This window comes from Serratia sp. A07, from assembly GCF_058725505.1.
Genome location: NZ_JBZXDO010000045.1, coordinates 1 through 22,246, shown reverse-complemented (window position 1 = coordinate 22,246; position 22,246 = coordinate 1). Strand labels below are relative to the sequence as shown.

Here is a 22,246-nt window from a genome sequence, read left to right as displayed (position 1 = left end):
TGAGTAGGTTGTGATCTCAGATTACAAACCGGCCAAAATAATTGTCGCGAACCGGCCAGATTAATTGTCGTCAGATAGTGGTGACAGCGTTACCACGTTGACGCGCAGCTTGCAGCAAGTGACCGGGGCTGCTTACAAACGCGCCCACCTTATCGCCCGTGACCAGACGGCGAAGATCCGCAGCGATACGACCAGCCGACGGCAACAATCGGCAGGCATTACGCGATTCCGCTGGTCTACATCTCAAGATCGCCGCGTAAGTGGAAATCCGGCGGGGAAATACCCCAATGCCAAAATTAAATGTTTTGTTCTTTCCCGCAACGACGTGGGCTACGGACCGGGCGTTTATCTCTGGTCACGTGGTGCCCAATTTAACGGCGAAACCGGCCTATTCCCCGGACGGGCACATATCGGTTGCCGCTGCCATGCCATCCCTCAAATTCAGGGACTTGATTACCAATAGGACAATAAATGCGGATCACTCTCCACGATCGGCAGTCCTTTCCTATTAACACCCAACGCATCATTGCTGAGAACGGTTATTTACGCGTTCCGGGGCGGGTTGCTCGCACTGGCGTGCAGCAGTATCTCGCGTCTGAGCTGGGGTTAACGGACAGGCCGCCAAACAGCATTGTTAACGTATATCGACCGCCGGAAGAGGTGTTCTCACCGGCCAGTCTTGCCAGCTATGACAACACCGATGTCACCGTTGAGCATCCCGACGATCTTGTTGATTCGACCACGTTTAAAGAGGTGTCGGTAGGACACGCCACGTCACCGGGGCGTCCTGATGAAGACGATGAGAATTATGTTGTCGTTGACTACCTGATTAAAGATCAGGATGCCATCGACAGCATTAATAGGGGCAAGGCTGAGCTTTCTGCCGGTTATACCTCTGAATACGTTGAGCGTGCCGGTGTTGCACCGGACGGAACCCCTTATGAGTTCGTGCAAACGGATATCACCATCAACCATACCGCGCTTTGTGACCAGGCTCGCGCCGGTCGCCGCGCACGATTGTTTGACAATAAACCCACGGAGAAACAATCCATGCCAAAAGTAACTTTGGACAATGGCGTCAAAGTAGAAGTTGCCGACGAGGCGACGCAAACACTTATTCAAACCACGCTCGACAGTCTGAAAAAACGTGTGAAGGATGCCGAAGAGGCCGCACAAAAGGCCGATGAAGAAAAAGAAGCAGCTGAGGCGAAGGCAGATGCCAAAGACGACGAGATTGAAGAACTGAAGGAAAAAGCTTCAGAAGATGCGATCTCCAGCCGTCTGGCCGATGTTATTTCCGCTATGGACTCAGCCGTAAAAATTGCTGGTAAGGAATTTACCAGTGACTCCGTCAATCCACTGACTATCAAACGCCAAGCGCTCGATGCGGCAGGTATCAAGTGCAAAAAATACGCCTCGTGGGATAAGGCGCCAGAGGCGTATGTAAATGCCTATTTCGATGCGGAGGAAGAACGCAAAGAAATCGAAGACGAGGAAGAGGAGGAAGAACGCAAGGAAGCGAAAGACTCCGTGCGCCGCCTGGGTGGTGAGTTGGGTAAAAAAGTGAAACTCGGCGATGCCGAAGCACAACGTCTAGCCACTCGTCAGGCGTTCCTGGATAAGCGTTATGGCCGTAACCAAGAGGACAAAAAATAATGGCAATTGCACAGAATGATTTCACGGTATTCCGTGGTCGCGGCTATGAAGGCCAAATCTCCACCATCGATGTTGCTGACGTTATCAGCCGCATGGTGGAAGACGCGTTTATTCCTTACGGGCGTGCTGCTGTGCGTGGTGTGGGCAAGCGTACCTGCGCACCAGTAACAGCCGCCAGCAAAGCCGCTGACATTATCGGTTTCACGGTGCGTTCAATGGCCGAAGCCAGCCCAACGCCGCCTACCGAAAATGGCGAGTATGCGATTGGTTATCCCGTTGATCATGTGGCGTCGCTGCTGCGCAGAGGGTCGATGTATATCTTGTGCGTTGATGGCGCTATGGCAGGTGACCCGGTGAGCGTTATCACTGAGGAAGGCTAAAACCTCGGGCGTCTTACAACCGGTGGTGATGGCCTGGTACTCGATTTTGTGAAGTGGGTGGATACCGTGGCCGCTGGTGAAATCGGTGAAATTCAGGTAGACGGCATCATGGCCGGTGCCGGCGGTGGTGGGGCTCCTGGACCGAAAGGCGATAAAGGAGATAAAGGCGATACGGGGCCGGCGGGTCCAGAAGGTCCACAGGGACCAAAAGGTGACAAAGGCGATCCGGCGTAAGGCCGGATTTTTTATATCCGCCCCGTCAAATATTGAATTATTGAAAGATTGAGGAAGAAAACAGATGGCTAGAAACGTTTTTGACATGTCGCCGACCGCTGCACTGTCCTTTTTGGTGCAGCAGGCCGCTTACATCGAGAGTGAAATTTATCGCCTTGAATACCCGCAATATAAATACAGTTCGCTGGTTCCGCTGGATGACTCAGCCCCCGACTGGACGAAACAGGTTGTCTTCCGTTCGGTTGATGCCCGCGGTGAGTTGAAACTCTTTGGCCCGAACTCTACCGACGTGCCAACCGTGGACATTGCGATGAATCAGGGCTTCCACGAAATCAAAACAGCGGCGCTGGGGTATACCTACACGCTGGAAGAGATTGGTTTTGCGCAACTCAACAACGTAAATCTGGACGTTGAAAAAGGCCAGGCCGTTCGTGATGTGACAGAGCAGGGGATGAATAAAATCTATCTGCTGGGCCACGATGAAATTGGCGAAGGTTTGTTCACCAGCGGAAATGTGTCCAAAGAAACCGCACCAGCCACGTTGAAGCAACTGGTGGCCGATATTCCGACCAAAGGCACGCAGCCTATCGTTGATTTGTTCGCTGCTGCTTACAACCAGGTTTACCTGACCAATACCAAGACGGTCCGTCGCCCTACTGATTTTGTTCTGCCACCGGAACAAATGCAGTTGCTGATGCGCACCATGCTCAACTCTGCCAACGCCTCGAACTACACCTTGTTGCAGTTCTTGCGTGAAAACTTCAAGGATATGGAGTTCACCGACGATCTGCTGCTGACGAAAGCCGATGGTGGCCACGCAGCAGATCGCATGATGGTGTATCAGAAAGACATGCGTGTGGTGAAAGGGCACGACGTAATGCCGTTGCAATTCCTGGCACCGGCTACCGCCGACAATATCAACTTTAAGGTGCCGGCTCTCTGCCGCACCGGCGGCACGGAATGGCGTATTCCGAAAGCGGCTCACTACGTGGATGGGGTGTAAGCATGGCTGAGTTGATGAACTGGAGCAATGCGCCGATCGTGGTCACAGACGAAAATGGCGAACGTCACACCATTCCTGCACAGGGCGCGGCAAAAGTGGCGGGGGATTTTTCCTCACATCCTTACGTTGTCAGCGGCGAATTGTCAGTGGACGGCGAGCTGGTTGCCAAAACACAAGAGGGTGAACAAACGGATATGCAGAAATTGCGCACCCGATATAAGGCCATCTTTGGAAAATCAGCGCCGCCAGCAGCAAAAGCCGAGACGCTGATCAAGAAAATTGAGGAATGGCAGGAACAGCAGGACGAAGATTAATCCGCCGTGTTATTTACCATCGAACCCGCCGACTATGGCGGGTTTTTCTTGTGGGGTTTCGGATGGATATTACAGCCAAAATTGTGACGGATTTCCGGACTTATTACCCGGAGTTTAAGGATACCGCCCGGTGGCCCGATGATGAAGTGATCCTCGTGCTGGAGGAAGGTGATTCAGAAACGGGTAAGCGGTGGTTGGGGTATTACGATCGTCCCGCGTCAATAAAAAAACGCGGAATGTTCGCGTTTGCGGCACACCGCCTGATTATGCGCCGCCGTGCAATGGGTGAAGACGGTGAAGGTGGCGATGCAGGGGCGGCCTACGCGATTTCAGGTAAATCGGTAGGGGATGAGTCCACGTCGTTTGCTGTGCCGTCGACATCGATGGAAGAGCAGACGATTAATGGCGATCTGCCGCTGACATCGTACGGCATTGAGTTTTTGCGATTACGTCGCAGAGCCGGTACCGGAGCGCTGATGGTATGAAATTTAATACTGAGGTGCGCGGCGGAGAAAAGCTCGCCAAAAAGCTGAAGCAAATTCAGGACCGAGTCACCAGTAAAAAACGAGTGCTGGTTGGTTTACCTGCCGGCAGTGGGAATTATGAAGATGGCGCACCGATCGTGGTGATTGGGGCGGTGCAGGAATTTGGCTCTGCTGATGGTCGAGTGCCTGAGCGCTCATTCCTCCGCGTACCACTGCGCCAAAATCAGGACAACATCAAGAAGGGCTTTGCAGCGCTTTCCCGCCAGGTGGTTAAAGGGGAGATCTCTGCCTTTCAAATGCTGGATCAGATGGGCGCACGTGCAGTGGGGTACTGCCAGGAGGCTATCGAAACCGGTATAGCACCCGCCAACGCCCCATCGACGATTAAGCAGAAAGGCAGCTCAACGCCGCTGATCAATCAAGGCATTTTGAAGGGCGCCATCACTCATGTCGTGGAGGACTGACCATGTTTGGTAATGGGCTGGATATGCGCGGCCACGTTGATTCGACATTTAATTCGAAAATTGCCGGGGGGATTTGGCTGATCCGTATGAGCGGTGATTACTCCGGACCTGGCGGTGTGTGGCAGGAGTCGGAGTCTGCCCGCCAGGCGCTTACTCACGTCAACGTTCAGCCCGCTCGTTGGCGAGAGATTACGCTACTGGTTGGGCAAGGTGGTGTGGCCATGCTTGGTGACTTCAGAACGGTGCACATCAACGATGGGAAAACCTATCTGATGCCTGATGAGAGTGGCGAATACCGTGATCTGTTGGAATTTAGCGACGGAGTGACAATGCGTCGTTGGCGGGTGATGACGGCAGATAATCGCCCGTGGCGTAATTTTTGCCGCGCTGTTGTTGAAGTGGTCAGGGAGCCTGTGAAATGAAAGAGATCAGTGAACTGCATGCGTTGTTGCAGGGGCTGGTTTCAGTTTGTTCTGGGTTGGACAGCGCCCGCATTGTTCTTGCCGATCAGGGAAGAGCACCGCCAGGAGGCGGTACGCTCTATGCGACCTACAATCCTATCCCCGTCCGGGCGTATGGACAGCCCGGTCAGCGACTGGAGTTTATCGCGCCGGTGGAGGAGTTCGACGAGTCTCTGGGGGAGGATTGGCAGGATTTGGAGGAAATTACGGCCAGCTCGATGGAATTGATGCTGTCGGTGAATTTCTTCAATGAAGGCGCGTCGCAGGCCGCCATGATGCTGCATAACGCCAATTTTCGAACCCCGGTTAGTGATTTTCTGTTTGTTAACCAGATAGGCTTTCGTTACGTCAGTAATCCCCGCAATCTCAGCACGCATTTTCAATCCGGTATTCAGCCGCGCTGGCAGGCTGACATTCATTTATTTGTTAACCATGAAGTTAGCAGCAAAGTATTACGTGCTGCGGGTTTCTCTATTCATTTAACAGAGGAGTAAAGCCTGATGGCGTACTCAGTAGACAATATTATCCCGGTCAACGTCATTATCGGTGCCGCCGGATTGGGGTATGCGGATTTTGCAACCGCGTTTGTTTTTGCCGACCCATCGGATTTAGAAGCCGTGGAGCAGGATAGCGCTCTGCTCACTGAAAACGGCAACAAAATTGAGACGGAAGATGGCCAGGCTATTATCGTGAATGAACCTCCGATCACGTTGCGCGGCGTTGAATTCCCCGTTGATACCTACCGCGATTATTCTGGCGTGGCAGAGTTGGGGGCGGATTTCCCGACCGCCAGTGAAATTTACCGTATTGCCACACGCTATTTTGCACAGATCCCGCGTCCGTCGACGCTCACGGTGTGGATGAAAAATCCCGAAGATGAGGGGTTGATAGCGACAGTCAATAAAGCAGCCGAAGCCGCCTGGCGTTATAACTACTTCTTTAAAACTGAAGACTACAGCGACGAAAACTTGCTGTTGCTCAGCGACTGGAGTGATGCTGCCGGCCATCCTGTTTGGTACACCAATACACAGGATGAGGTGATCGATCAGAATGTGAAGGACGACATCGTTTCACTGCTGGCGAAAAAGGGTAATCGCCATATGTTTGCGGGGTGGCGGGCACAAGAAGCGGTTGATATTGATCCGTCGCAGGCGCATTCGATGGTACAGGTCGCAGCGACGTTCGCCAAATTCCGCCCCAATGGGCTCAACACGGCAATCACAGCCGAGTATCAGGTGTTGCCTGGCATTGATGGTGATGAGTTGCAGACGAGCCACTACAAGGCGCTGAAAGCCAAAAAGGCGGTCTTTTTCACACCGATTGAGTTGGCGGGACAGACGGATACCAGCCGGGTGATTAACAGTGTGTCGATGTCGTCCTATGGCGAGTTTATTGATGACGTGATCAATATCGATGTGCTGAAGAACCATCTGCAGGTGGATGGCTACAACTACATCGCCAACGTTGGCACCAAACGGCCGTTAACGCCGAAGGGCTACGGTGGCTTGCTGAACGTGCTGACCGGCACCCTGAAACGTTTCTACAACAACGGCGTGCTGGGCGAAGGGACATTCACGGATGAAGAAACCGGTGAAGAGAAAACCTCTGCGTTCGGTTTCGTCATCCTCTCCAGAGAAGAAGATGTCCTGAAACTGACCAAGGAACAGCGTAAAAAGCGCGAATTCCCGCCGACAAAAATCCTCGTCATTCTGGCGCGTGCCGGCCATGTCGCCGAACTGAACGTAACTGTGGAGTAAATAGACGATGGCAATGAAGAACTACGGCGCCAGCCATGCTGATCTGACGATAAACGGCCTGCCGATCGACGAATTCGGCGACAGCGATCCGCCAATCACGATTGAAGATATTGATGCCCGCGCCACCCTGAAACGGGGGATCGGTAAAACCTCCGTTCGTCTGGATGGCCCGACCCGGCCTAAACGTCTGACCGTCAACCTGATGCCGGGATGTGACCAGGTGCGCCAGTTGCTGGCGATTGAAAAATCTGGTGTGGATTTCTTCTTCACTTTTCGCCAGCGAGGAACGGATGAGTATGTGGCGGCGTTCGACGGCGTCATGACCCAGCGTGGTAGCCTGACCCGCGGGGGCAAAACCAGCGCCAGCGACGAACAATTTACATTCGAGTTCGCTGACTCGGAGGAAACCTAATGGCAAATAAACAACCGCTACGCGTAGCCATTGATTGTAACAGCCTGAAAACGAAGGTTGACTACCTTTCCTTACTGCTTAACTGCGCTGATTATTCACCGGAAAAAATCGAAAGCCTTGCGACGGGGTTATCCCGTAGCCTGATTTTAGGCGAATGTCATTCCGCTATTGCGGCAGACGGCGTGTTGGAACTGCGGCAGGTGGTGGATTTTGGCGGACAGTACGATGAATTAGTAGCGAACCTTATCGATACGAAAAGATAAAAAGGAACGAAAATGGCACGAAATATCGAAGTGAAAATTAACGAGATTCCATACGTTGGTTCAACCGCGTCAGCCAAAGACCAGGTGGAAATGCTGCAAATTGCGTCACGATGTGGTCTGCTGCCGGCTATCTCCGACAGCGTGACCCCGATGGGAGTAGTGGCCAGTTTAGCGGCAGTGGAGTCATCCAGCCTGAACCGCCTGAAGGTGCTATGCCTGACTAACGGTAATATTGTTCGTCAGAGTGATAATGTGCCGGTGGCCGAAAATATGTTCCAGGATGAAGCGCATAACTTTCTGGTGTTGATCGGGGGGGTATTGAAAGAGAATATCGGCCCTTTCTGGCAACTCAGCGGCAGCGAAAAAATCAGCCCCAACGCAGCAGCAGAGACTCAAGAGTAAACTGGTTTCTGTGGCGGCCTTGTGCCGGTGTCGGGCAACTATGCCCACCACTGGCTGCATGGTCTGACATGATTGATGGAACTTATTGTCTCGAGGATGTGCAGGCTATGCATGATGTTCTGGATGAGGTGATTGACGCGGCTGAAAGAGCAAGAAATAAGTAGCCCGCTTCGGCGGGTTTTGTTTTGGTTTGGGGTGACGCTGAGGGCAAGGGGTGGTAGGATTTCTGCTCAAAATATAGGGAGATTGGTTATGTATAAGGGAGTTTTTGTTTTTTGCTTCTCACTTTTTTCGTTCACTGCTAATGCAATATTAATTGATGATACCAGGGGGTACAAGTTAAGCCCTGACGGGGTAATAACGTATAGGTTAGATGCCCTGAGAAAACTGATTGATAATGGGTTAACCCCAAATGTATTGGAAAATACCACGCAGCCATCTGTGGAAAAAATTCCATTTGAAGAGTGTAAGAATGAACTTAAAGTCATTGCGAATAGAGGTGATAATTTGGCGATGATTTGGTTTGAGTTTGAACATGTCGTTTCTTATAAATACTATTACGAAGGCTCATTTGAAAGGGTTTATTGTCGCGATGATAATACGTTAATGAGACATGTTTTTAGTTATAAGGCGGGGATAAGTCAAATGACTCATTGAATTGTAATGGTGTAATTATTTCAAACCAAAGGCCATCTTACTCCAGATGGCTTTTTTATATCTAAAATTTGAGGAAATAAAATGGCAGAGACAATTGATTCCCTGTTGGTTTCGCTCGGTCTGGAAACTGATGCAAAAAGTTTTCAGAAAGCGAATGATGCAATTAATGGTGTTAGATCTGGTATTCTCCAAATGGCGGCAGCGGCGGGGGTCGGTACCAGTTTCCACGCATTGACTGCTGGGTTATCCGCATCTGTCTTAGAGATGGACAGATTGGCAAAAGCCACAGGTTTTACAATTAGACAGATAGAGCAACTCAGGCACTCTTTCGACTTTAATGGTCTTAATGTTGATGGTGCGAATGGGTTTGTTCAGAAGTTAAAGAACTTTCGCGACGCTTGGGGGACAGAGGCATTTCCTAGCGGCGCTTTTCGAAGCAAGGCATTTAGCCCAGAAGAGTTCATGAGACGGTATGACAATAACCCCATTACTGCGGTTGAGTATCTAATTACTAGTATGGGGGCGGAACGGAATGACACCATAAGAAACCAAGTGCTGGGCAGTATGGGGCTTGGCGTGGGAAGTGATGATAGGAAATTTGTTGACTATGGTATTGGTAATTACAATAAATCAAAAGAAGGCTTTGATAAATATTATAAGGAGTTAGATCAAGGGTTAATCGATTCTGCGAATAAATTTAACGAAGAGCTGGCAAATCTTAAAGTGAATTTTAACACTCTTCAGCGTCAAATTGGTGGCCCGCTCCTAAAAAGCGTGACCAGTTTTTTAGAAGAAACGAATAAGTTTGTTAAAGATAACCCAGAAAACGCCAAGAAGGCCGCTGAAATTGCCAGTCTGTGGGGCGGTGCTGGGATTTTAAAAATGTTGAGAGTTCCAGGTGCGGACAAAATCACAGGAAAGACTCTTGGGATTTGGTCGCTTCTTACGATGGAGGGATATTCAGCCGATAAATATCCTGGCGGATCAGTAGAGGTTCAGGGTACACAGGCGAACGAGCGAAGGTCTATGGAGTATTGGCTGAGGCGAAAACTGGGTGACTGGGGTTTTATGTCGCCGATGCAGGAGCCAAATCAATATGCACAAAGCTCAACAGCAAATGACTTCAACAACTTGCTTTCCAACCCAAATATCCAAAAGTATCTCAATGTAATAGCTCTGTCAGAAGGTACTGCGGGGTACGCTAACTCAGGTTATAACACCATGTTTGGTGGTGACCAGATTTCCGATATGAGCGATCACCCCCGTATCTTGAAAGAGTTTACTGACACGAACGGCAAGAAGAATAAAACCTCGGCTGCTGGGCGGTATCAGTTTACTCAGGCATCGTGGGATGAGGCTAAGGCCGCGCTAAATCTGCCTGACTTCTCGCCGCGCAGTCAGGATATGGCTGCCTTATACCTGATCCGGCGTGCCGGTCAGTTGGATAATGTGCTGAATGGGAATTTTTCTGGTGCTACGGCAAATCTTGGTGGTACTTGGGCGTCATTCGCATCTTCAACATATGCTCAGCCGAAGCACAGTTATGAGGCAATGGAGAATTTTTATGCCATGAGTAATACGCCACCATCTTTTAGTCGTTCTTCCGATGGTTCGCGTAATTTGACCGTCAATAATCAGGTCTCGATTAATGCTCCTGGGGCCAACCCTGACGAGATAGGGCGCATCTTTCAAAATCAGCAGGCCGCCAGTCTTGAGCAAGCCTTGGCGCAAACTAACACGGAAAAATACTAATGGCTATTACCGGGCTGTTTACCAAAAACAGGCCGAAGATCGGTAGTCTTTATTTCGACGCGCTTTTAAAGGAGAGCACCGAACTTCGGACCGATGTCAGTGAATACCCCCTCGAAACCGCTGCTACCGCACACGACAACGCCGTCACGCGCTCGTTAGCGATAACGATGGAGATCGGCGTATCAGATAACTGGTTTCGTGGGCTTATTGCACAGCAAGAGGAGATGGCACAGCCGTTTGTTGATATTGGTGGCGGGTTGTCGGCGGGAGTGGCATCTTCTCTGCTGTCTGGGCGAACGGTTGCATTAGCAGGAGTTGCTGCCAGTGTGGGATTAGCTGTTTATCAAGGGAACCAGGCGACCACACGTTCTCAGGGGCTTCTTGAGCAACTGCGTACTATCCAGCGCAATCACGAGACCTTCGATCTCATTGCCAGCAGAGGCGCATCTTACAAGAACTGCATCATCACCAACACACGAACAGAGACCGAGAGGGATACCGAGGGCGGATTGATTATCGCAGTCGATATGCTTCAACTCACCATCATTCACGATACGGTGGAAGAGACGAACGCTAACCTTCCTTGGGGTGACAGTGTGACGACACAAGGGCAGGAAGAATATTCGGGTGGGGAGGTTATCACTCAAGTCGTGGAGGTGCCATGATCGTCATTCCTCTTACAGGCAATTACGCCTTTCAACGATTTCGAGTTCAACTGGGAACGCATTATCTGGTTTTTCGTCTGCGGTGGTTAACTCGGTTTAATTATTTTTGTGTTGATATTTATGAGAGTGGGGAGCCTGTGGCTCTTGGGCGGGCATTGCATCCTGATGTAGATCTCTTGGCTGGACTGAATACGGACATTGGAAAGTTGTTCCTGCGTGGTGAAAGTCCCACAGTCAACAACCTCGGCGTGACCAATAAATTGGAGTGGGTGGAAGATGAGTAAGTATTTCGGGAGGTACTTTCATCTTGAGGTGAAAACTGCCGGTGGCGAAACTCTCACCTATAAACCTCCGATGGAAGTCAGATTTGCTGTCAGTAATTATTATCAACACTCCGCTGGATTAGCACGGATTTTGATTTATGGCGTGTCGGCGCGGGCTCGCGAAATGATTCAGATACGTAATAATGCTGAGCAACATTTTGGTTTCGTTACGCTTCAGGCAGGCTATGAGGAGCAGTATGGAAATATTTTTGCAGGAAGAATAAATAGTGTTCAGGTATTCAAGGATGGCGTTAATACTTGTATGCAGCTTAATTGTAGTTCGGTGAGTACGGAATGGGATGCCGCCTCTTATCAGGCATGGGGAGATAACACGCCCTACATCGATGTTATTCGTGATGTCGCTGCCATGCTGGGGCCTCCGGTGGAATTTGTCGGCGACTTCTCTCACCTCCCAATATTACCGTTCGGTGCCAGTGGTCAGGGGAAATTATGCCGATTGCTGATGGATATGTTTGCGCGTAGTTTTGGGTTTACTTGGTTGCACACGCCCAACCGAACTGTGATAACGCGAAATGGTGAGTCTCGGCCCTGGGTTAAGCACGAATTGAGCGCCAAAAACGGTATGGAAGGTGCTCCCCGCTGGTACCTTGATAGCTTAGAAGTGGATGTGAAAATGAACCATCTCTATCAACCAAGCGACAGAATAGACATCACATCTAGTTTTTGGACGCTGAACTTTAGCGACGCATATTACACCGATTATCAAGACTTATATGGATACCAGAGGCGTACAGGTACTTTTTCTTTGCTAAATACTTATCATGAGGGGAGTTATTGGGGGGATACCTGGAAAACGACACTGAACTGTATTTGGCATAAGGGGGCGGGTAGTGGCAGATCCTAACGCTTTTCTTACTCTTTTAAGTAGCCTTCGCTCAAATTTACTTTGGGATATGATGATCTGCTTACCTGGGAAGGTGACAGATTACGATCCTGATCTTCAACGGGCGGTGGTGGAGTGTGGTATCCAACGCCATGAAGGAAACGGTGAATTTAAAACCCTACCAGAGATCCGCCATGTACCCGTTCAATTCTCCGGCTCTGCCGACTGGTCCGTATTTCATGAGTTACCGGAAGGAACGGAAGGTTTAATTCATTTTTCTCAGCGAGCGGTTGACTACTGGCTGGAGCAGGGCGGGCCTGTGCGGCCACTCGATGCGCGGATGTTTGACGCAACAGACGCTTTTTTTGCACCCGGTTATCGCTCGCGAGCCACATGTATATCGGGGTTGCCTACCGAAGGCATAGGAATGAGCAACGCCAGCGGGACTGTACGGTTTCACCTTACCGATGCGGGCGTTGAGCTGACGGCCGGGGGGCAAAAGTTATCTCTGTCCCCTGAGGGGCTTCAGCACAATGGTGTGAACATTGGCGCGACGCATACACATGGTGGCGTTGAGAACGGTGGTGGGAATACTGACGTGCCAAGTTGAGAACGATGTGAATGGTGGGACATGATAGCCAGCCTTGAGCTGGTTTTTTTAATTCCCAAAAACGTGAAAGCCCCGAACTGTTAGCAGCAGCCGGGGCTTTCTTATTTACAAAACTGATACGGTGGGTGCCGTGGGTGAATTATAAACGAATTTTGCTGAGGTTGACTATGAAAAACGGGTTGGAAGTTGATGCGCCAGTAACAAGGGATATCAGCAAAGCCGCTGCATGGGCTATCCGTGTTTTTGCTCTTACAGTGTTTTTATATGGCGTAGCTCGACTTATTGCCGCAGTTCGCTGGTGGTAGCTGGGAGGTTCTGATGATCCGCAACTTTGTAGACGGTGATATCGTGACGAGTGGCGATCACTTCGTTACCGGCAAGACCGAAACACAGCAGGCCTGCATTTGCAGGCTTCGTCTTTTTCTGGGGGAGTATTTTCTGGATGCGACCGACGGCACGCCGTGGTTCCAGAGCATTCTGGGCAAGACCGCACGGGATATTGCCGAGGCTAATATCAAGCAGCGCATTCTCTCCACGCGGGGCGTGATGGCGCTAAATACCTTCGAGATGGACAGCGACACGAAAAAGCGCAAATTCACGGTATCGGCCACGCTGACCGACATCAACAACGAACAGTTTGAGTTCCTGTTTGAGAAGGAGCTGTAATGGCTGAAATCACAAAGTACGGGGTTACGGGTAAAACCCTGCAAGAGTACAAGGATGAAGTGAGTGAAAAGTACCTTGCCATAGACAGTACCTGGAACATCGACCCGGAATCCCCGGACGGCATGGCCATTGCTGTCTGGTCCGAACTGCTGGCCAATCTTGATGAAGAGGTGGTGAACAGCTACCACTCTGTGGATCCGAACTCGGCCATCGGACAGCAGCTTGACCGCATCTCCGCGTTTGCCGGCATTCAACGCCAGCCGGAAAGCTTCTCGACCGATGTGGTGGAGTTTGAAGGGGATGGCCTGATAGAAGTGCCGGCGGGGACAAAGGTACGGCATCGTGTCACAGGCACATTGTGGGCGACGGATACCGCAGTTATCACTGATACCAGCGGCAGAGCATCGGTCAGCGTCACCTGCACGTCAGCGGGGGCGCAGGGCGCGAACCCTGGCACGTTGACCATTATCGCGACGCCCGTTGCACGGATACGTTCCGTGACGAATACGCAGGGCGCCAGCCTGGGCAAGGCGGAGGAAAGCAACAATGCGTTTCGAGTTCGCCGGAATTACTCGGTCGCTTTGCCTGGCAATAACCAAATCGACAACATCAAGGCGGCGCTGGACAACGTGACGGGCGTCAAACAGTCGCTGGTGCATGAGAACGTCGAGAGCGAAACGGATGAGCACGGTGTTTACGGCCACAGCATGGCGATATTTATCGACGGTGGTGAGACGAACGACATTGTGCTCGCGATGGCCACGCACAAGAATCCCGGTTGTGGCCTGAACCGCTACAACACGTTCCCTAACAAAATCAGCGTGGATACCTTTACCCCGAAGGGGCAACCGGTAAACATCACATTTTACCGCCCGGAGTATGTGGCGATTTATGTACAAGTCGATATTAAAACCAGTACGCTGGGCGAGGACGAAAAGGCGCTGATTAAAGCTGCCATTGTCGATTACACGTTGGTGGGATTTGACGAGACGACAGGGTTTGCCAAGCAAGGGTTTCGTATTGGTGAGGCATTGGCCGCGGGGCGGCTTTATACGCCGACGAACTACTTTGTCGGTGGCGATGACTACGTGAGCAACATCTCAATCGGCACCAGTGAAAGCGACATCACTAAGAGCGTCATTCCTGTCACGTTTAATCAACTGGGTGTGTTCAGCGTGGAAAACATTAAGATAAATTATGTCTGAATTTAAAAGCAAGGCATTAAGTCGCATTTATTGGCAATATAAAAATGCGCCTAAATTAATTCAGTGGATCCTAACTCTGCCCGATATTGTGCAAAGTAATATCGTTGAGCAGGTCGAGAAAATCCGCAATATTCTTGATATAGATAACGCAGAAGGGGAACAACTCAACATTTGCGGCCGTATTGCCGGTTACCGCAAACGGCCTGTGGGGCGATTTTATCCTGGGTGTGTCGTGGCAGAAGTGGATGACGTGCTTTATCGGAAAATGATTAAAGCGAAAATCTGCAAAAATAACGGGATTGCCACGATTGACGATGTTAAAGCCGCGGCGGATTACATTCTCGACGTGGATGTTACGGTTCTCGACGCGCAGGATATGACGATGCGGCTTGTCTGGCAGGATGATAGCGTCAGTATCGCTGTGCAGCAGCTGGTGGCCGATTATGACCTTATTCCCCGCCCTCAGGGGGTTGGGATGCGTAAGCACCGCGTCGTAAAATACAAGCCGTTTGGCTTCGGTATTCACAATGCCAACTTTAACCGCGCACCGTTCTGGTATGGCGACGGCACACCGCCCATAAATTACGACGCCACCATCACACTGACGTGGGCAGACGGGATGTTGACCGGACAACTGAGGGCGAACGTGCTGGACGTCTCTGACCAGGATGTGACGATCATCATCACAGGGGATGATGGTGCCCCCCATGTCAGGCATGCGGTAACCGATGTATCAGGTCATTTCACCGTAGAAAATATCACTCCGCCGGCGACGGTCGTTGCCCGCGCCTTGCTCATCGCTCTGGATTGCCAGGCGCTCGAGCTTGAGTCTGAACCGCTAAAAATTAACTGATCTGGAGTAAATATGGCGAATAAAAAACTCCCCTCTGGTCGCAAGTCCGGAGGGCGCTCTGCTGCGTCAAAAATGAACCGTGTGGCGATTAAAGCGGATGCAACTGGAGTCATGATATCGGACCTTCCTGCTGCCGAGGTGTTGACCGGCGCAGAGTTATTCCCCGTTGTTCAGGCGGGGGAGACCCGGAAAGCAGACATCGAACAAATCACAGCGCTCATTCCTGCTGGCGCTGACGGTAAAGATGGCGCCCCAGGAGAGGTTGGCCCACAGGGTGAAAAAGGTGAAACCGGTGGCGTTGGGCCTCAGGGGCCACAAGGTGAGAAAGGTGACAAGGGCGATATCGGCCCAGCCGGTCCGGCAGGTAAAGATGGCGCTGACGGTTCTCCGGGAGAGAAAGGTGAAAAAGGCGATGTGGGGCCACAGGGTGAAAAAGGAGATGCTGGACCACAAGGTGAGGTTGGGCCGCAAGGACCCAAGGGAGATCCTGGTGAAGGTGGCAATGTAACCATCAGCCCTGTCAAAGATAATCTATTAAAACAGGAAGGTGACGGGCTTAAAGTTCTTGCGAGTCATCCAATTATTACGAAGATTTACTCAACCTCATATTCAACATCTAAATCAGCGATGGTAAGGCAATCTATGCCGGATGGTGCTGTTGTTTATCGTGGCACATTTAGTGTTAAAAACCCATTGGGGATTAGCCGGTTAAATAATGTCGGTATTTTTACCTCCTTTTCCCAGCAAAGCGGGTATTTTTATCTCGGCAAGGATAATGAGTTTGTAACAGTGCAAGTCCACGCTATGCCAAAGACGACAACGGCCAGCACTATTACCGCAGACCTTGCCTTGGTATTCAGCGCTGAACCTTACCGCGCGTTTGATGTTTATAGTGGGGAGGAACAAGTAAGCAATGAGGAGGGGGACGCAAAAATATCGGTAAGCATTCGATTGGTTGCTGGTACAACGATGGGACAAAATGGTTTTGATTAACATGTTGTCTTAATCATCATACAACGGCTATGAGTTCCTATTTGACCTTCGTGGTTATATTTTGGTTTTCGCCAGTTAGGGCGTTAACTAAAATCAAGGGGGTTATTATGTCTACTAAAAATCTTATTATTGCATCGCTCATTTCTCTGGGAATGGTAAGTTCGACCTGTATTGCTGCTGAGCAGACTAATGGAAAGGCGGCGATGGTAGGTAGCATTGTAAGCACACAGCCAACCTGCTCAATCTCACCTGAAAGCCTTGATCAAACCATTAGCTTCGGTCAAATATCCGATGCGGTTTTATTGAAAGAAAATGGTTCAGGCAAGTCTACACCACGTCCTTTTTCAATTGATTTGGAGAATTGTGATGTTGGTGGCGGTAACAGTGTAAGTGTCACATTTTCTGGAATGGAAGGAAAGGATGGGCGGTTGGGTATTTCAGGTGCAGCCAGTGGCGCCAGTATAGCGTTTACTGATGGCACTGGAGAGGTGATTAAGCTGGGACAGCCAAGCAAAAGTTTTTCTCTCCAGAATGGAAACAACACCCTACCTTTTGCCGTTTATCTCCAGGGGGATGGTGAGCCGGGAAACATTAAACCGGGTGATTATCATGCCGTGGCCGATTTTACGCTCAGCTATCAATGACACCATAATTTAATCATTAAGTGCCAAGGCAACTGTATATGCAGTTGCCTTTTTTATTTGGAGAATGCGATGGACCAGAAGTTTTTCCGTATCCCCTTCGCCAGTGCAGGTGATAAACAACAAATTCCCGACGATAAAAATGCAGAAGGTTATGTCAGCTTTGTCGAGGGCTGGGGCGAGGATTACCAAAAAGACCTGATGAGCGATGCGAACGCCAAGGAGGTAGAGCGTGACGTGATGAACGGTATCCTGAATGCCATCACCGTTGCGCTGAGGCAGTATCAAACAGACAGCTTCCCCGAATGGATCACGCCGGCGAATAACGGCGGCACTGCGTATCCCTATGGTGTGGGCGTTGTTGTTCGTCATCGTCATGGCAACGGGGCATTCATCTCGTATGTTTCTCTGACGGATAACAATACGACCGAACCCGGCACCGAAGGGGCGCGGTGGCAAGGCTTCATCTATCGTCGTGCTTCACAGGATGAGGCAGATGCTGGTACGGATGATACCTTAATCATCACACCGCCCACGTTGCAGCAGGCCATTAAAAACGCCATTGGCAATATAACGACTGAGCTGGCGCCATTCCTGCTGCCGGTCGGTATCATTGCTGCGTGGGGGAGTACTGTGCCCCCCGATGGGTGGATTGAGGCAAACGGCCAAGCGTTTGATATAGCGAAAAACCCGAAGCTGCACGCAGTGTACCCGGCGGGCAATGTGCCGGACTTGCGAGGGCGGTTTGTCCGCGGCTGGGCTCATGGGAGTGGCGAAGATCCTGAACCGGGACGAGGGATCCTTAGCGTTCAGCTTCCAGCAGACATGAACCATTATCATTTGATAGGGCGTGCAAATGCAGATAGCGGGGAACGTGGGGACGATTTTACGATGCCAGTTCGCGGCCAAAATTGGCACGGGCAGTCTTATGGCGCTAGGGAGTTTTGGTGTCCAGATCAGTTTGCACATTTCAGTCAGATCCCAAACGGTCAGGTAGGCCAATCATTGGCAAGTGGTAACCCCGTAAAATATGACGATTCAGCAGATATGAATGCGCCTCATCCCGTTAACGTTGCGTTAATGTATATCGTTAAAACGGATCAGGCAGACAATATCAAACCGGACCCTACGCCGACGAACATTATCGTCACGCCGTCATCACTGAACATTGGGGTTGGAAAGACGCAGCAATTTACTGCTCAGGTGCTGCCCGCTGATTTGGCTCCCAACTTCCCGGTTACGTGGATAAGCACGAATACGGCCGCAGGTACCATTAACGGCAACGGCCTGTTCACGGCGGTAGGACCAGGTACTACGGACATCATTGCCAGCGTCAGTTCAGGCCTGAGTGTACGCGTGACGGTTAGGGTGGATATTCTGCTCACGTCAATTGCGTTGGCGGCTATTCCCGATCAGGTAGCAGGAGACACCTACGACCTGGTCGTAACGAAGACGCCAGCGAATGCCACGGAAACGCTAGCCTATGCTTCAACAGACAGCGCTGTTGCGAGTCTGACGACAGATGGTCGACTCATGGCCGCGGGTGAGGGGACGGCCACGATCAGCGTTACGGGGAGTGTGTCGGGGGTAAGTGCCAATCGGGTCGTAAAAGTTACGGCTGCCCCGGTGGTGTCGGATTATCTGGCAATCAAAAATAACCTGTCTGAAATTGCAGATGCCGGCGAAGCCGCACAAGCTGAGTCACAGAAAAACCTCGGGTTGGGGGAGTTAGCGACCAAGGATGCAGTGACAGCGGAGGAAGCAGGGGCAGTACCGATTGCCGATAAATCGTTGCCTGCCGGAACTAACCTGAACGATGTGACCGAACCAGGCGAATACTTCCAGAACGTGACCAGCAATGCCACGCTGGCCCTAAACTACCCAGAGGCTGTGGCTGGCGCGTTGAAAGTGTATCGAACCGGGGTGGATGTTGGCGCTTGCCGCCAGGTGTATATGCCGTACAACTCAACGGTTGAGCACCGGCGCTATGCATTCGGCGATCCGCTGGTGTTTTCCGCATGGAAAGCGTATTGATGAATATGATGGCCGGCATTTGTCGGCCTGATACCGTCAATAACCTCGTAGCTTTTTGATGAGGGTGTCGCCGAACCAGCAAATGAGACAAAATATTGCTATTGTCGATAAAATGGCAATGACGCGCTGAGTTATTGTGTCGAAGCTAAAGAAAAAATAGATACACAATAAAAACCCAACCCCCCCGATTAACTGGTAGAAAAACTCAAAGAAAAAAGAAAGTATGCGAATATGGGTGCTATCTTTTTTCATTTCATTTTTTCCTCAATGTTTTGCAGCAATCTACTAAACTCTGCATCACCTTGGTTTTTACGTACAGCCAAAGCATCGATGAATGGATCAACATAGGGTTGCACTAAAAAGTAGATGAAATCCAAGTTTCCGGCACTTCTAAGCTTGTAGTAAATAGCGCTATGCGTACGCTCGAGTCCGATCGATTTGTATATGCTTCGTTCTATCATACCCCCAGCCATCAGCGTGAAGCTCGTAGCAACACCTGCACCGCGAGTAATCATGGCCGCACCGCCTGCTGATATTATGCTGTTCACTATTCTGGATGAAATCAGGGAGGTGGTAAGCATTCTGCCAGCGGAAGAGGAGCCCGCGCTTCTAAATATTTTGTCTTGCGTATTTTTGGGGACGTAAGCGGCGAATGCATCAATGATGATTTTTGTCGTTCTGATGACGTGATGATAGTTCAATAAACCCGACTTCATTGCTCTCATCATTCGAATGCGTTCGTCCTCCATCTTCCTACGATTGCTTGTGTCAAAAATGCCCAGGGCTAGATAGCCAAGATCAACAGGTACTGACAGTGCGCCGTCAAGCAACCCCACAACTGTTTCTGGGGAGACAATCACTTTTACTATCCGTTCCACTATCTCTGTGTTGTTCACTTTCATCCCTCGAAATTTTTATGGTTGTAACATAACGGACGTTGGGAGATGTTTCAATGCTTGGCCTGTGTGGTAGTCTGATCGAAAATCATGCTATGGAGGTCTGGACATGGAAATCAACGAAGAACGAGCAGTGTTTATAGCCAACGAGATCGGTGCTGCGGTGATCGACCTAATCGCAAATGGTATGGATGTGAACCGCCCTAACATTACTGACTCTCTTGAGATGAAGCGTAAGATTGTCGGCAACACGCTTTACAAGGGCGTATTGAGGGATGCGGCTGCTTTGGTGCGAGAGAAGAAATAGCAGGATGGCTTGCTGTATCTGATATTTAACAAATTACCCTCTCGAAATTTTTCCGAGCCCTCCCGAAAAAAGTGATATGTGTTTGATTCCATTAGTTTGAATACGCATGTGTTTTTTGAGGGAGGGTTAAGTTTTATTATGTTAATTTATTGATTTTTAATCTCTTTTTGTACTTTTTGCGAGAACAGGAATCGTATTCGGTCTTTTTTTGAGTTGTTGATTTTAAAGGATTTATTTTCGTTTGTCCGAAAATGTCCGAAATATGTCCGAATTTTGATATTCGGTCTTTTACAGCATCACATACTCTTTCCCCCTCGTTTTGAGATATTTCAGCGTCATCATTTCCGTTGTATGTCCCAGCAGCTTTTGAGCAAATGCCTTGTCGTTCTGCTTTTCGTACAGGCGGCCGGACAGGCTTCGGATCTCGTGGAACGTCGGCGGGCTTTCCTGAAATTCCAAACCTGATGCTTTCCGCGCGGCGACAAATTTCTTCGTTAGCCCGTCGGGATGGATCGAACCATCTGGGCTATTTTTCCTGATGCCGGCGCTGATCATGAAGTCTGTCGTGCTGACCAATCGGCATCGGTCGATAACGGCGCCAAGCCGTAGGCCCATACATTTCAGTTCAAGATCAAGGGGGAGGGAGAGCAAAGCCCCTGTCTTGCCTTGTTCAACCTGCAGGCGTCCGTCAACGATATGGCTAAAGCGCATTTGTGTCAGATCCTCGCGGCGCTGGCCGGAGACCAGAGCGAGATCCATCGCCAGGCAGAACCAAGGCGGCATTGTTTCCGCGGCCTCTCGAATCGGCCCGTATTGCTTCAGTTCCAGACGTTCGCGCATCACGACAGCTTTCGCCGCGCGGGTAGGGGTCACAGGGTTGTTTTCGATGTGACCTTCCACGATCGCCTCGCGGAAAATATCAGACAGCACCGATCGCATGGTTGCGGCCATTGTCTTTTTGTTCTGGGCGATCCAAAACTCGAGAAATTCGGCGATATGGCGTGTCGTGATTTTTGTCAGCACCATGTCGCCCAGGCGTTCCCGGATAATAGCAATTTGGCCGGCGCGCACTTTGTATGTGTTCTCGGCCAGTTCTCGCCGCTTGAATAGGACATCGTACCGATCGAGCCAGGCGTTTAGCGTGTATTCGTGGCTGCCCTTGATTTTCTCCAGGAGCAGAACGGGAGAGTAATTTTGTTCGATATAGTGGTTGGCTTCAATCGCCTGGGCGATAGCCTCGCGTCGCGAAATCTGACCGAGAGAGATCTCCTTTTTGCTGACTGGATTGCGCCAGTAGAACGCGTTCCGATTTCGGCGGAATGTCAGGTTTTTAGGCAGTCTCATGTCATACTCCCCCCTTTGCCGAGTCATTTATCACTTTCTCCATAAACGCTGTTCTTGCTGGCTCGATGCTGCGAGCTTCTTTTATTTTTTTGCCTAAGCGAGGATCGCTTGGGTCTATGTATATGGCACCAGGTACAAGCCTGTATTGCTTACCGTGTTTTTCAGCCGCCGGGTAAAAATTGCCGTTTCGAGCCCAGCGCTGAAGAGTTTGCAATGACGGTTTTTTCCCAGGATAAGTGCTATTGCACCATTCCTCTAAGGTCAAAAATACGGCGTGGCTAGTGCTGTTGATTGTGTTTGGAAGATGACTATTGCAACTCCCCTGGATCAATTTGTTGGACATGGTCTTTCCTCAGTTTCAGCTTCAGTAATTGGGCGATTGCGTCGTCGGTCACACGACACGCCCGGGCGATATCGTCATCGATCAGCGTCACTTTTCTGACGCTGGCAGACAGCCGGCCGATCTTGATATCGAAATCAGAGAGTAGGCGGGCGCCTGGTTGCCATGGTTGCATTGCTGTTCATGGTTAGGAAACTCAATCGCCCCATTTTGAGTTTCCTAACCATGAATCGGGGCGAGAAAGAGTCGCATGTGGTGGGGGATTTAGTGCGGTAATACGAAAAA

The 22,246-nt window shown here is 50.5% G+C and carries 30 protein-coding genes; 26 read left to right on the top strand and 4 right to left on the bottom strand.

Annotated features, from left to right (window positions below; genetic code table 11):
* The first annotated feature begins 471 nt into the window (after positions 1-471).
* From AC4PR2_RS25090 to AC4PR2_RS24970, 25 genes are all read left to right on the top strand, one after another.
* Entirely contained in the window at positions 472-1,656 is a 1,185-nt protein-coding gene (locus tag AC4PR2_RS25090; protein WP_197790956.1) for a DUF2213 domain-containing protein, read from the top strand.
* Complete coding sequence (locus AC4PR2_RS25085) at positions 1,656-2,036, top strand: structural cement protein Gp24 (protein ID WP_492175621.1); 381 nt, start codon at positions 1,656-1,658, stop codon at positions 2,034-2,036. Before AC4PR2_RS25090 ends, AC4PR2_RS25085 begins: the two co-directional genes overlap by 1 nt.
* 298 nt (positions 2,037-2,334) lie before the next feature.
* Positions 2,335-3,273: a DUF2184 domain-containing protein gene (locus AC4PR2_RS25080; protein WP_492175620.1), complete on the top strand. Its 939-nt coding sequence runs from the start codon at positions 2,335-2,337 to the stop codon at positions 3,271-3,273.
* A gap of 2 nt (positions 3,274-3,275) precedes the next feature.
* The gene (locus AC4PR2_RS25075; RefSeq protein ID WP_060559444.1) at positions 3,276-3,587 is read left to right on the top strand and encodes a hypothetical protein; all 312 of its coding nucleotides are present in this window, start codon (positions 3,276-3,278) and stop codon (positions 3,585-3,587) included.
* A 62-nt stretch (positions 3,588-3,649) separates the two neighbouring features.
* A complete protein-coding gene (locus AC4PR2_RS25070; RefSeq protein WP_197793957.1) occupies positions 3,650-4,072 on the top strand; it encodes a DUF4054 domain-containing protein in 423 nt (140 codons plus the stop codon).
* The gene (locus AC4PR2_RS25065) at positions 4,069-4,536 is read left to right on the top strand and encodes a hypothetical protein (RefSeq protein WP_171403446.1); all 468 of its coding nucleotides are present in this window, start codon (positions 4,069-4,071) and stop codon (positions 4,534-4,536) included. Before AC4PR2_RS25070 ends, AC4PR2_RS25065 begins: the two co-directional genes overlap by 4 nt.
* A 2-nt stretch (positions 4,537-4,538) precedes the next feature.
* Complete coding sequence (locus AC4PR2_RS25060; RefSeq protein WP_060559450.1) at positions 4,539-4,958, top strand: hypothetical protein; 420 nt, start codon at positions 4,539-4,541, stop codon at positions 4,956-4,958.
* Entirely contained in the window at positions 4,955-5,491 is a 537-nt protein-coding gene (locus tag AC4PR2_RS25055) for a phage neck terminator protein (RefSeq protein ID WP_197790957.1), read from the top strand. The genes AC4PR2_RS25060 and AC4PR2_RS25055 overlap by 4 nt, the downstream gene beginning before the upstream one ends.
* A 6-nt stretch (positions 5,492-5,497) precedes the next feature.
* Positions 5,498-6,754: a DUF3383 family protein gene (locus tag AC4PR2_RS25050; RefSeq protein WP_492175619.1), complete on the top strand. Its 1,257-nt coding sequence runs from the start codon at positions 5,498-5,500 to the stop codon at positions 6,752-6,754.
* A gap of 7 nt (positions 6,755-6,761) precedes the next feature.
* Positions 6,762-7,166: a hypothetical protein gene (locus AC4PR2_RS25045; protein WP_060559457.1), complete on the top strand. Its 405-nt coding sequence runs from the start codon at positions 6,762-6,764 to the stop codon at positions 7,164-7,166.
* On the top strand, positions 7,166-7,429 hold the full coding sequence (locus tag AC4PR2_RS25040) for a hypothetical protein (RefSeq protein WP_492175618.1): 264 nt from the start codon (positions 7,166-7,168) through the stop codon (positions 7,427-7,429). The genes AC4PR2_RS25045 and AC4PR2_RS25040 overlap by 1 nt, the downstream gene beginning before the upstream one ends.
* Before the next feature lie 12 nt (positions 7,430-7,441).
* Positions 7,442-7,831, top strand: a complete 390-nt coding sequence (locus tag AC4PR2_RS25035) for a hypothetical protein (protein ID WP_492175617.1) — start codon at positions 7,442-7,444, stop codon at positions 7,829-7,831.
* A gap of 68 nt (positions 7,832-7,899) precedes the next feature.
* A complete protein-coding gene (locus tag AC4PR2_RS25030; protein ID WP_492175616.1) occupies positions 7,900-7,995 on the top strand; it encodes a DUF6889 family protein in 96 nt (31 codons plus the stop codon).
* Entirely contained in the window at positions 7,964-8,488 is a 525-nt protein-coding gene (locus AC4PR2_RS25025) for a hypothetical protein (RefSeq protein WP_492175622.1), read from the top strand. Before AC4PR2_RS25030 ends, AC4PR2_RS25025 begins: the two co-directional genes overlap by 32 nt.
* A gap of 81 nt (positions 8,489-8,569) precedes the next feature.
* On the top strand, positions 8,570-10,240 hold the full coding sequence (locus AC4PR2_RS25020; protein WP_492175615.1) for a glycoside hydrolase family 24 protein: 1,671 nt from the start codon (positions 8,570-8,572) through the stop codon (positions 10,238-10,240).
* On the top strand, positions 10,240-10,905 hold the full coding sequence (locus AC4PR2_RS25015) for a phage baseplate protein (protein WP_492175614.1): 666 nt from the start codon (positions 10,240-10,242) through the stop codon (positions 10,903-10,905). Before AC4PR2_RS25020 ends, AC4PR2_RS25015 begins: the two co-directional genes overlap by 1 nt.
* Positions 10,902-11,189: a phage baseplate plug family protein gene (locus tag AC4PR2_RS25010; RefSeq protein ID WP_492175613.1), complete on the top strand. Its 288-nt coding sequence runs from the start codon at positions 10,902-10,904 to the stop codon at positions 11,187-11,189. Before AC4PR2_RS25015 ends, AC4PR2_RS25010 begins: the two co-directional genes overlap by 4 nt.
* Positions 11,182-12,093, top strand: a complete 912-nt coding sequence (locus AC4PR2_RS25005) for a baseplate hub protein (RefSeq protein ID WP_492175612.1) — start codon at positions 11,182-11,184, stop codon at positions 12,091-12,093. Before AC4PR2_RS25010 ends, AC4PR2_RS25005 begins: the two co-directional genes overlap by 8 nt.
* The gene (locus AC4PR2_RS25000; RefSeq protein WP_492175611.1) at positions 12,080-12,682 is read left to right on the top strand and encodes a Gp138 family membrane-puncturing spike protein; all 603 of its coding nucleotides are present in this window, start codon (positions 12,080-12,082) and stop codon (positions 12,680-12,682) included. Before AC4PR2_RS25005 ends, AC4PR2_RS25000 begins: the two co-directional genes overlap by 14 nt.
* Positions 12,683-13,000: 318 nt before the next feature.
* Entirely contained in the window at positions 13,001-13,348 is a 348-nt protein-coding gene (locus AC4PR2_RS24995; RefSeq protein WP_261238507.1) for a contractile injection system sheath initiator, read from the top strand.
* Positions 13,348-14,553, top strand: a complete 1,206-nt coding sequence (locus AC4PR2_RS24990; protein ID WP_492175609.1) for a baseplate J/gp47 family protein — start codon at positions 13,348-13,350, stop codon at positions 14,551-14,553. The genes AC4PR2_RS24995 and AC4PR2_RS24990 overlap by 1 nt, the downstream gene beginning before the upstream one ends.
* A complete protein-coding gene (locus AC4PR2_RS24985; RefSeq protein ID WP_492175608.1) occupies positions 14,546-15,406 on the top strand; it encodes a baseplate wedge 1 family protein in 861 nt (286 codons plus the stop codon). Before AC4PR2_RS24990 ends, AC4PR2_RS24985 begins: the two co-directional genes overlap by 8 nt.
* A 12-nt stretch (positions 15,407-15,418) precedes the next feature.
* Positions 15,419-16,399: a hypothetical protein gene (locus AC4PR2_RS24980; RefSeq protein WP_492175607.1), complete on the top strand. Its 981-nt coding sequence runs from the start codon at positions 15,419-15,421 to the stop codon at positions 16,397-16,399.
* Between the two features lie 107 nt (positions 16,400-16,506).
* Positions 16,507-17,043 carry a fimbrial protein gene (locus tag AC4PR2_RS24975; protein ID WP_492175606.1) on the top strand — a complete coding sequence of 179 codons (537 nt, stop codon included), beginning with the start codon at positions 16,507-16,509 and terminating at the stop codon, positions 17,041-17,043.
* A 69-nt stretch (positions 17,044-17,112) separates the two neighbouring features.
* Positions 17,113-19,074 carry an Ig-like domain-containing protein gene (locus AC4PR2_RS24970; RefSeq protein ID WP_492175605.1) on the top strand — a complete coding sequence of 654 codons (1,962 nt, stop codon included), beginning with the start codon at positions 17,113-17,115 and terminating at the stop codon, positions 19,072-19,074.
* Between the two features lie 248 nt (positions 19,075-19,322).
* Here AC4PR2_RS24970 and AC4PR2_RS24965 read toward each other — a convergent pair whose 3' ends face one another.
* On the bottom strand, positions 19,323-19,970 hold the full coding sequence (locus AC4PR2_RS24965) for a hypothetical protein (protein ID WP_492175603.1): 648 nt from the start codon (positions 19,968-19,970) through the stop codon (positions 19,323-19,325).
* Between the two features lie 109 nt (positions 19,971-20,079).
* On the opposite strand from AC4PR2_RS24965, the gene AC4PR2_RS24960 reads away from it, so the two are divergent.
* A complete protein-coding gene (locus AC4PR2_RS24960; protein WP_492175602.1) occupies positions 20,080-20,277 on the top strand; it encodes a hypothetical protein in 198 nt (65 codons plus the stop codon).
* A 288-nt stretch (positions 20,278-20,565) separates the two neighbouring features.
* Here AC4PR2_RS24960 and AC4PR2_RS24955 read toward each other — a convergent pair whose 3' ends face one another.
* From AC4PR2_RS24955 to AC4PR2_RS24945, 3 genes are read right to left on the bottom strand one after another with little or no spacing between them, the layout of a single operon-like run.
* Positions 20,566-21,648 carry a tyrosine-type recombinase/integrase gene (locus AC4PR2_RS24955; RefSeq protein WP_442999851.1) on the bottom strand — a complete coding sequence of 361 codons (1,083 nt, stop codon included), beginning with the start codon at positions 21,646-21,648 and terminating at the stop codon, positions 20,566-20,568.
* Positions 21,623-21,964 (bottom strand): excisionase, encoded by a 342-nt coding sequence (locus AC4PR2_RS24950; protein WP_080435747.1) that lies wholly within the window; start codon positions 21,962-21,964, stop codon positions 21,623-21,625. Before AC4PR2_RS24950 ends, AC4PR2_RS24955 begins: the two co-directional genes overlap by 26 nt.
* A complete protein-coding gene (locus AC4PR2_RS24945; protein ID WP_197751864.1) occupies positions 21,930-22,136 on the bottom strand; it encodes a hypothetical protein in 207 nt (68 codons plus the stop codon). Before AC4PR2_RS24945 ends, AC4PR2_RS24950 begins: the two co-directional genes overlap by 35 nt.
* Between the last annotated feature and the right edge of the window lie 110 nt (positions 22,137-22,246).

Bases quoted from the DNA above. Each gene is read 5' to 3' on its own strand.
- AC4PR2_RS25020 (WP_492175615.1), top strand. From the start codon at position 8,570: ATGGCAGAGACAATTGATTCCCTGTTGGTTTCGCTCGGTCTGGAAACT.
- AC4PR2_RS24950 (WP_080435747.1), bottom strand. From the start codon at position 21,964: ATGTCCAACAAATTGATCCAGGGGAGTTGCAATAGTCATCTTCCAAAC.
- AC4PR2_RS24955 (WP_442999851.1), bottom strand. From the start codon at position 21,648: ATGACTCGGCAAAGGGGGGAGTATGACATGAGACTGCCTAAAAACCTG.
- AC4PR2_RS25015 (WP_492175614.1), top strand. From the start codon at position 10,240: ATGGCTATTACCGGGCTGTTTACCAAAAACAGGCCGAAGATCGGTAGT.
- AC4PR2_RS25045 (WP_060559457.1), top strand. From the start codon at position 6,762: ATGGCAATGAAGAACTACGGCGCCAGCCATGCTGATCTGACGATAAAC.
- AC4PR2_RS25070 (WP_197793957.1), top strand. From the start codon at position 3,650: ATGGATATTACAGCCAAAATTGTGACGGATTTCCGGACTTATTACCCG.
- AC4PR2_RS24985 (WP_492175608.1), top strand. From the start codon at position 14,546: ATGTCTGAATTTAAAAGCAAGGCATTAAGTCGCATTTATTGGCAATAT.
- AC4PR2_RS25040 (WP_492175618.1), top strand. From the start codon at position 7,166: ATGGCAAATAAACAACCGCTACGCGTAGCCATTGATTGTAACAGCCTG.
- AC4PR2_RS24945 (WP_197751864.1), bottom strand. From the start codon at position 22,136: ATGCAACCATGGCAACCAGGCGCCCGCCTACTCTCTGATTTCGATATC.
- AC4PR2_RS24990 (WP_492175609.1), top strand. From the start codon at position 13,348: ATGGCTGAAATCACAAAGTACGGGGTTACGGGTAAAACCCTGCAAGAG.
- AC4PR2_RS24980 (WP_492175607.1), top strand. From the start codon at position 15,419: ATGGCGAATAAAAAACTCCCCTCTGGTCGCAAGTCCGGAGGGCGCTCT.
- AC4PR2_RS25075 (WP_060559444.1), top strand. From the start codon at position 3,276: ATGGCTGAGTTGATGAACTGGAGCAATGCGCCGATCGTGGTCACAGAC.
- AC4PR2_RS25055 (WP_197790957.1), top strand. From the start codon at position 4,955: ATGAAAGAGATCAGTGAACTGCATGCGTTGTTGCAGGGGCTGGTTTCA.
- AC4PR2_RS25030 (WP_492175616.1), top strand. From the start codon at position 7,900: ATGATTGATGGAACTTATTGTCTCGAGGATGTGCAGGCTATGCATGAT.
- AC4PR2_RS25005 (WP_492175612.1), top strand. From the start codon at position 11,182: ATGAGTAAGTATTTCGGGAGGTACTTTCATCTTGAGGTGAAAACTGCC.
- AC4PR2_RS25090 (WP_197790956.1), top strand. From the start codon at position 472: ATGCGGATCACTCTCCACGATCGGCAGTCCTTTCCTATTAACACCCAA.
- AC4PR2_RS24975 (WP_492175606.1), top strand. From the start codon at position 16,507: ATGTCTACTAAAAATCTTATTATTGCATCGCTCATTTCTCTGGGAATG.
- AC4PR2_RS25035 (WP_492175617.1), top strand. From the start codon at position 7,442: ATGGCACGAAATATCGAAGTGAAAATTAACGAGATTCCATACGTTGGT.
- AC4PR2_RS25010 (WP_492175613.1), top strand. From the start codon at position 10,902: ATGATCGTCATTCCTCTTACAGGCAATTACGCCTTTCAACGATTTCGA.
- AC4PR2_RS24995 (WP_261238507.1), top strand. From the start codon at position 13,001: ATGATCCGCAACTTTGTAGACGGTGATATCGTGACGAGTGGCGATCAC.
- AC4PR2_RS25080 (WP_492175620.1), top strand. From the start codon at position 2,335: ATGGCTAGAAACGTTTTTGACATGTCGCCGACCGCTGCACTGTCCTTT.
- AC4PR2_RS24970 (WP_492175605.1), top strand. From the start codon at position 17,113: ATGGACCAGAAGTTTTTCCGTATCCCCTTCGCCAGTGCAGGTGATAAA.
- AC4PR2_RS25050 (WP_492175619.1), top strand. From the start codon at position 5,498: ATGGCGTACTCAGTAGACAATATTATCCCGGTCAACGTCATTATCGGT.
- AC4PR2_RS25060 (WP_060559450.1), top strand. From the start codon at position 4,539: ATGTTTGGTAATGGGCTGGATATGCGCGGCCACGTTGATTCGACATTT.
- AC4PR2_RS24960 (WP_492175602.1), top strand. From the start codon at position 20,080: ATGGAAATCAACGAAGAACGAGCAGTGTTTATAGCCAACGAGATCGGT.
- AC4PR2_RS25065 (WP_171403446.1), top strand. From the start codon at position 4,069: ATGAAATTTAATACTGAGGTGCGCGGCGGAGAAAAGCTCGCCAAAAAG.
- AC4PR2_RS25085 (WP_492175621.1), top strand. From the start codon at position 1,656: ATGGCAATTGCACAGAATGATTTCACGGTATTCCGTGGTCGCGGCTAT.